Source organism: Rhodococcus sp. IEGM 1305, from assembly GCF_030058635.1.
GTDB classification, from domain to species: domain Bacteria; phylum Actinomycetota; class Actinomycetes; order Mycobacteriales; family Mycobacteriaceae; genus Rhodococcus_F; species Rhodococcus_F opacus_D.
The window spans coordinates 47341-53761 of the sequence record NZ_JASHKX010000044.1; the positions used below are offsets into that span (position 1 = coordinate 47341).

Annotated in this window: 5 protein-coding genes and 1 riboswitch; all 5 genes read right to left on the reverse strand. The window is 69.6% G+C overall.

Translation table 11 applies throughout. From position 1 onward, the window contains the following. Positions 1–31 precede the first annotated feature (31 nt). The gene (gene metE, locus QM693_RS33050) at positions 32–2293 is read right to left on the reverse strand and encodes a 5-methyltetrahydropteroyltriglutamate--homocysteine S-methyltransferase (RefSeq protein ID WP_283354438.1); all 2262 of its coding nucleotides are present in this window, start codon (positions 2291–2293) and stop codon (positions 32–34) included. Between the two features lie 127 nt (positions 2294–2420). Beyond that, a riboswitch (cobalamin riboswitch) is annotated at positions 2421–2631 on the reverse strand. A 121-nt stretch (positions 2632–2752) separates the two neighbouring features. Beyond that, the gene (locus QM693_RS33055) at positions 2753–3361 is read right to left on the reverse strand and encodes a response regulator transcription factor (RefSeq protein WP_061043544.1); all 609 of its coding nucleotides are present in this window, start codon (positions 3359–3361) and stop codon (positions 2753–2755) included. Then, on the reverse strand, positions 3358–4473 hold the full coding sequence (locus tag QM693_RS33060; RefSeq protein ID WP_283354439.1) for a sensor histidine kinase: 1116 nt from the start codon (positions 4471–4473) through the stop codon (positions 3358–3360). Before QM693_RS33060 ends, QM693_RS33055 begins: the two co-directional genes overlap by 4 nt. A 19-nt stretch (positions 4474–4492) precedes the next feature. Then, entirely contained in the window at positions 4493–5269 is a 777-nt protein-coding gene (locus QM693_RS33065) for an ABC transporter permease (RefSeq protein ID WP_283354440.1), read from the reverse strand. Continuing rightward, positions 5269–6216 (reverse strand): ABC transporter ATP-binding protein, encoded by a 948-nt coding sequence (locus tag QM693_RS33070; protein WP_283354441.1) that lies wholly within the window; start codon positions 6214–6216, stop codon positions 5269–5271. Before QM693_RS33070 ends, QM693_RS33065 begins: the two co-directional genes overlap by 1 nt. Between the last annotated feature and the right edge of the window lie 205 nt (positions 6217–6421).

A 6421-nucleotide genomic window follows, 5' to 3' on the forward strand; every position in this document is an offset into this window, starting at 1 on the left:
CTCCTCAACCACTCACGGGCGGCGGAGCCGCCTACAGCTCCGCGCGGACCAGCTTCGCCGCGTCGACGAGGTTGCGCAGCGACGCCTCGACCTCGGCGGGACCGCGGGTCTTCAGGCCGCAGTCGGGGTTGACCCACAGCCGTTCCACCGGCACCGCCTTCAGCGCCTCCCGCAGCGACGCCGCGATCTCCTCGACACCGGGCACCCGCGGCGAGTGGATGTCGTACACGCCCGGGCCGACGCCGAGGTCGAAGCCGACGGCGTTGAGGTCGTCGAGGACCTCCATGTGCGAGCGCGCGGCCTCGATGGAGGTGACGTCGGCGTCGAGCCTCGCGATGGCCTCGATGACCTCACCGAACTCCGAATAGCAGAGGTGGGTGTGGATCTGCGTCGAGTCCGAGACGCCCGACGTCGCGAGACGGAACGCCCCGACCGACCAGTCGAGGTACGCCGGCTGAGCCGCGGCCCGCAGGGGCAGCAGTTCGCGCAGCGCGGGCTCGTCCACCTGGACGATCCGGATGCCCGCGCCCTGCAGATCCACCGTTTCGTCGCGGATGGCCAGCGCCACCTGGTTGGCGGAGTCGGCCAGCGGCTGGTCGTCGCGCACGAACGACCACGCCAGGATCGTCACCGGACCGGTGAGCATGCCCTTCACCGGACGCTGCGTCAGCGACTGCGCGTACGTGATCCATTCGACGGTCATCGGGTTGCTGCGGCGCACATCGCCGTACAGGATCGGCGGTCGAACGCAGCGGCTGCCGTACGACTGCACCCAGCCGTTGTCCGTCGCGAAGAACCCGTCCAGCTGTTCGGCGAAGTACTGCACCATGTCGTTGCGTTCCGGTTCGCCGTGCACCAGCACGTCGAGGTCCAGAGTCTCCTGCAGCGCAACCACATCCGCGACCTCGGCGCGCATCCGGTTCAGGTACTCGGCCTCGTCGATCTCACCCTTGCGCCGGGCCGCGCGCGCGACGCGGATCTGCGTCGTCTGCGGGTAGGAGCCGATCGTCGTGGTCGGCAGCACCGGAAGCGACAGCGCCGACTGGGCTTCCCGACGTTCCGCCGCGGGACTGCGCCCCGGATCGGACGCGGTGAGCGCGTCCAGCCGGGCACGGACAGTGGCGTCGTGCAGACGTGGGTCGGTGCTGCGGGTGGACGCCGCCGCGCGGGCGAGCGCGAACTCGTCGTCGACGGATTCGCGACCGCTGGTCAGTGCGGTCCCGAGTGTGACGACCTCGCGGACCTTCTCGGTGCCGAACGCCAGCCACGACCGCAGCGCCTTGTCGATGCCGGTCTCCGCGTCGAGCGTGTACGGGACGTGCAGCAGCGAGCACGACGTCGAGACGGCGAGCGAACCGGTGCTGCCCAGCAGGGTGCCGAGCGACGCCAGGGCCGCGTCCAGGTCGGTGCGCCAGATGTTGCGTCCGTCGACGACACCGGCGACGACGTGCTTGCGGGTCAGATCGGGAACCGTGGCGAGGGGGTCGGATCCGGCAACCAGGTCGATCGCGATCCCCTCGACACCGGTCGACGCGATCGCGGGAAGTGCATCACCGAGGCTGCCGAAGTACGACGCGACGAGGATCGCCGGTCGCGACTCCAGCGCGGACAACCGGTCGTAGGCCCGCTTGGCCGCCGCGATCTCCCCCGGTGTGCGGTCGGCGACCAGCGCGGGTTCGTCGATCTGCACCCAGTCGGCGCCCGCGTCGGCGAGCCGACCGAGCAGGTCCGCATACAGCGGGACGAGTTCGTCGAGGCGGTCGAGGAGGGGTGCATCCGAGCCGACAGCCTTCGACAGCAGCAGGAACGTGACCGGACCCACCACCACCGGGCGGGCCGGAATGTCCAGGGCACGTGCCTCTTCGAGTTCGCGGAGCACCTTCGACGGGTCGAGGGCGAACGTCGTCGTCGGGGAGATCTCCGGCACCAGGTAGTGGTAGTTGGTGTCGAACCACTTGGTCATCTCCAGCGGGGCGACCGTGTCGTTGCCGCGGGCGGCGGCGAAGTAGCGGTCGAGGTCGCTCTCGATGCCGGCGACACGGTCGGGCAGTGCGCCGAGCATCGCCGCGGTGTCCAGCACATGGTCGTAGTACGAGAACGTGTTGACGGGCACGGAGTCGAGGCCGGCGTCGCGCAGGCTCGTCCAGGTCTGACCGCGCTGATCCCGGGCGAGCGCGTCGAGCGCTTCGGCGTCGAGGCGGCCGGCCCAGTACGACTCGACGGCCTTCTTCAGTTCGCGATTCGGACCGATGCGAGGTGAGCCCAGCACGGTCGCGGTGAAAGTGAATGTCACGGTATCTCCAGTTGCGTACGCGGTACGGCCACCGCCGGCACACGGGTACACCTCTCGAGCCCAGGGACGTGCTGCAGCGCGAGAAGGTCTACACGCCCAATCCACGAGGCGGTAACCGTCGGGCACGGCGTGCCCGACACAGTCGGCAGGTCTTCGGACTCGCAGGCAGCCGGTGCGACATCGCACCGGACCTAGTGGCCGTCGCTTCCCAGGCGGTTGCCCAGTGCATGGTGACGGCGGTCGTTCCTGCTCACCGCTGCGGGACAGTCCCGGATTCTCACCGGGTTCCCTCTCACACGCGGACTCCGGGGAGTCCGACGTGCTTCGACGCCAGGTGCGGTCTTCGGGGCTCCTCACGACCGTGCCGGGCGAACCAGCTGCACCGGCCAGCATAGGCCTTCGGCCCGTGCGCCTTTTTGGTAGCCCCAACTACCAAAAAGGCGCACGGGCCCGGAGGGCCTACAGCCAGCCGTTCGACTCCGCGGCGCGGACGGCCTCGGCGCGGGTGCTGGCGCCGGTCTTGCCGATCGCCGAGGAGAGGTGATTGCGCACGGTACCTGCGGACAGGAACAGTGCGGCCGCGATGGAGGCGACCGGCGCACCGTCCCGCGCCGCCCGCAGCACGTCCGTCTCCCGGTCGGTGAGCGGTGATTCCCCGCTGACGAGACTGTCGGCGGCGAGAGCCGGGTCGACGACGCGCAGTCCGGCATGGACGCGCCGGACGGCGTCGGCGAGCTGCCGGGCCGGGGTGTCCTTCACGACGAACCCCGACGCACCGGCCTGCAGTGCCTTGCGCAGGTACCCGGGACGACCGAACGTCGTCACGATCAGGACGCGGGTCTGCGGCATCTCGGCCCGCAGTGCCGCGGCCGCGGCGATCCCGTCCAGACCGGGCATTTCGACGTCGAGGAGCGCGACGTCGGGGGAGTGCTCGCGCGCCGCCGCGACGACCTCGTCGCCGCGCCCGACCTCCGCGACGACCGTGAGGTCCGCCTCCAGGTCGAGCAGGGCGGCGAGGGCACCGCGGACGAGTGCCTGATCGTCGGCGAGCAGCAGCCGGATCGTCACGAGGCCTCTTCCTTCAGCACGTGCAACGAGAACCCGCCGGGTTGCGGATGGGTGATGACGACCCGGGCTCCGGCGGCGGCGGCGCGCTCCCGAAGGCCCACCAGCCCGTTCCCGTGCACGGATTCACTACACCCGGCGCCGTCGTCGACGACGGTGACCTCGCGTTCGCCCACCGTGACCGAGCAGTACGTTGCGCCGCTGTGCCGGACCACGTTCGTGACACCCTCCCGGACGGTCCACGCGAACAACTCGCGCAGTCCGGTGGGTACCGACTCGGTGCTGTTGGGCAGCTCCGCCTCGATTCCGGCCGACCGCAACGCTTCCCCGGCCCGGGCGATCTCCACCGGAAGCGACAGCCCCCGGATTCCCTGCACGGCCTGCCGGACGTCCGCGAGCGCGTCGCGGGAAAGACGTTCCAGGTCCGCCACTTCGGTGCGGGCCCGGTCGATGTCGATGTCGAGGAGCCGGCCGACGAGTTCGGCCTTGACGGTGATGACGGTGAGGGAATGCCCCAGGATGTCGTGGAGGTCGCGGGCCATCCGGGTGCGTTCCTCCTGCACTGCGAGCCGTTCGCTCGCTTCCCGTTCCCGGACCAGTTCGATGTTGCGGTTGATCAGCTTGGTCACGCCGAACATCGCGAACGCTGCCGCGCACACGCCCAGCGAGAGCCCGGTGCCCGACCCCCAGTCCATCACCGTGGAGATCACTTCCACGAGAACTGCGACGGTCAGGGCGGTGATCCCGCCGAGCCACGCGGGGAACAGCATGACCGCGGAGACCGCGAGGAAGACGGCGGCGGACAGCCCCGACGACCCGACGGCGACCACCATGACGACTGCGAGCCCGAACAGCGCCACGACGAGCGGCGCCGCCTGGTTCAGCGGCGGCCGAAACTCGTTGTGCGCGCGCCGGGTATGCGACCAACGGAACATCGCGAGGTACGTCACCGCGAAGGCGAGCGTGGCGATCATCCCGATCCAGCCGCGGACGTGATCGCGGGCGGCCCAGCCGTCGAGGAACGGCTGGAACAGGAAGACCGTCCAGGCGGCGGCGAAAATGAATCCGAAACGGCCCCATCGTCTGGTCACGACGGGGCCGTCGGGGGTGGTCACGGCAGTCACGATACCGCCGTCACACTCGCTCGGTGTCGCGCTGGAACCGCCACGCCGCACCGCCGACGAAGATCGCCAGCCACACCGCGACGTTGAGGAGCCACGTCCACTGCATCGCGTCACCGGTGAGCGGCGCGTGCACCAGCTGACTCAGCCCGTACGTGGGCATGAACTGCGCGATCGACGCCCACACCGAACCGTCCTGCAGCGGCATGAACAGCCCGCCCGCGAAGCCGAGCACGGCGAGCCCGGGGCCGAGGATCTGCATGACGTTCTCGCTCGGCAGCAGGTACCCCATGAACAGGCCGAACGCGGCGAACACTGCGGATCCGAGCCAGGTGATCAGGGCCGTCGTGAACCACAGGGACGTGTCCATGTGGACCGACGTGAACGCGCCCACGAGGTAGACGACGCCGACGGCCCCGAGGCCGAGCATCATCGCGACGAGCACCTTGACGAAGATGTAGACCCCGGGGGACAGGGGGGTGAGCCGCAACTGCCGGCTCCATCCTGACGCCCGTTCCACCGACACCATCGCGCCGCCGCTCGTCGTCGCGATCATCGCGCCGTACAGTGCCATGCTGATCATCACGTACGCCGAGATGTTCCCGTTGCCTGCGCTCTCCCCCGAGTAGCTGGGGTTCAGACCGAAGATGAGGAAGAAGACGACCGGCATGACGAGAGTGATGATCATCGTGCGCCGATTGCGCAGCAGCCGGCGCAGTTCGAGCCCGAGGAGGGTGGTGTTGAGTCCGCCGAGCGGGGGAACGCGGCGGGGTGCGGCGAGGGTGGTCATCAGTTCGATCCTTCCGTGGCGGAGTCGTCGGAGGTGAGTGCGATGAATGCGTCTTCGAGTCCTCGGGAGACGATTTCGAGGTCGCAGGCAGGCGTCTGCGTGAGGAGGTGGCGGGCCACGGCGTCGGTGTCCGTCGAGTGGACGAGGACGCTGTCGCCGCGAACCTCGATGCTGTCGGCGCCGGGGATCGCGAACAGCTGTTCCCTGTCGGCGCCCGGGAAGTGGGCGCGAACCGTGCGTCCCGCGGCCAGTGCCTTCACCTCGGCGGCGGTGCCGTCGGCGACCACTTTTCCCTTGCGCACCAGCACGATCCGGTCGGCGTAGGCGTCGGCCTCCTCGAGGTAGTGCGTCGCGAAGACCACCGTCCGGCCGCTGTCCGCGTCGGCGCGGATCGCCGACCAGAAGTCCCGCCTGCCCTCGACGTCCATGCCGGTGGTCGGCTCGTCGAGGATCAGCAACTCGGGATCGGAGAGCAATGCCATCGCGAACCGTAGTCGCTGCTGCTGACCACCGGAACACTTGCCCACCAACCGGTTTCCGAGATCGGCGATACCGGCCCGGGTGAGGACCTCGTCGACCGGCCGGGTGTCGGCGAACAGGCTAGCGGTGAGCCGGACGGTCTCCTCGACCGTCAGCTCCTTCAGGAGCCCGCCCGTCTGCATGACCGCCGAGACCAGACCCTTCGCGATCGCGGTGCGCGGATCGGTGCCGAACACGGACACCTCGCCGGCTGTGGGGCGGGACAGTCCGAGGAGGATGTCGACGGTGGTGGTCTTGCCGGCGCCGTTGGGTCCGAGGAACGCGACGATCTCGCCGGGCCGGATCTCGAGGTCCAGCCCCCGGACGGCGTGAACGTCACCGAAGTGCTTGTGGACGCCGCGCAGGCTGACTGCCGGAGCCGGCGACGCGGAGGCCTTCGAGTAGGTGCGGTGCTCTGTCGATGTCATGCATTCAGCGTGCGATCCGGACGGCCGCCGACCCCCACACGTCCGTCACGACCTCACCGTGACAAATGTCAGGGGCCCGGGGTAGGTGTGGCGCCGATCGGGGGCAGCCGTTACTGTGGGCGCCATGCAGCGCGCATATTTCTGGTTTAGCAGGCCGGCCCCGGGTGGGCCGGTCGGCGTAACCACGCGCTGACTTCTTCCACCC

What these genes read in the sequence shown, in the direction of transcription:
- QM693_RS33065 (WP_283354440.1), bottom strand. Translation starts at nt 5,269, where the DNA reads ATGACCACCCTCGCCGCACCCCGCCGCGTTCCCCCGCTCGGCGGACTC.
- QM693_RS33070 (WP_283354441.1), bottom strand. Translation starts at nt 6,216, where the DNA reads ATGACATCGACAGAGCACCGCACCTACTCGAAGGCCTCCGCGTCGCCG.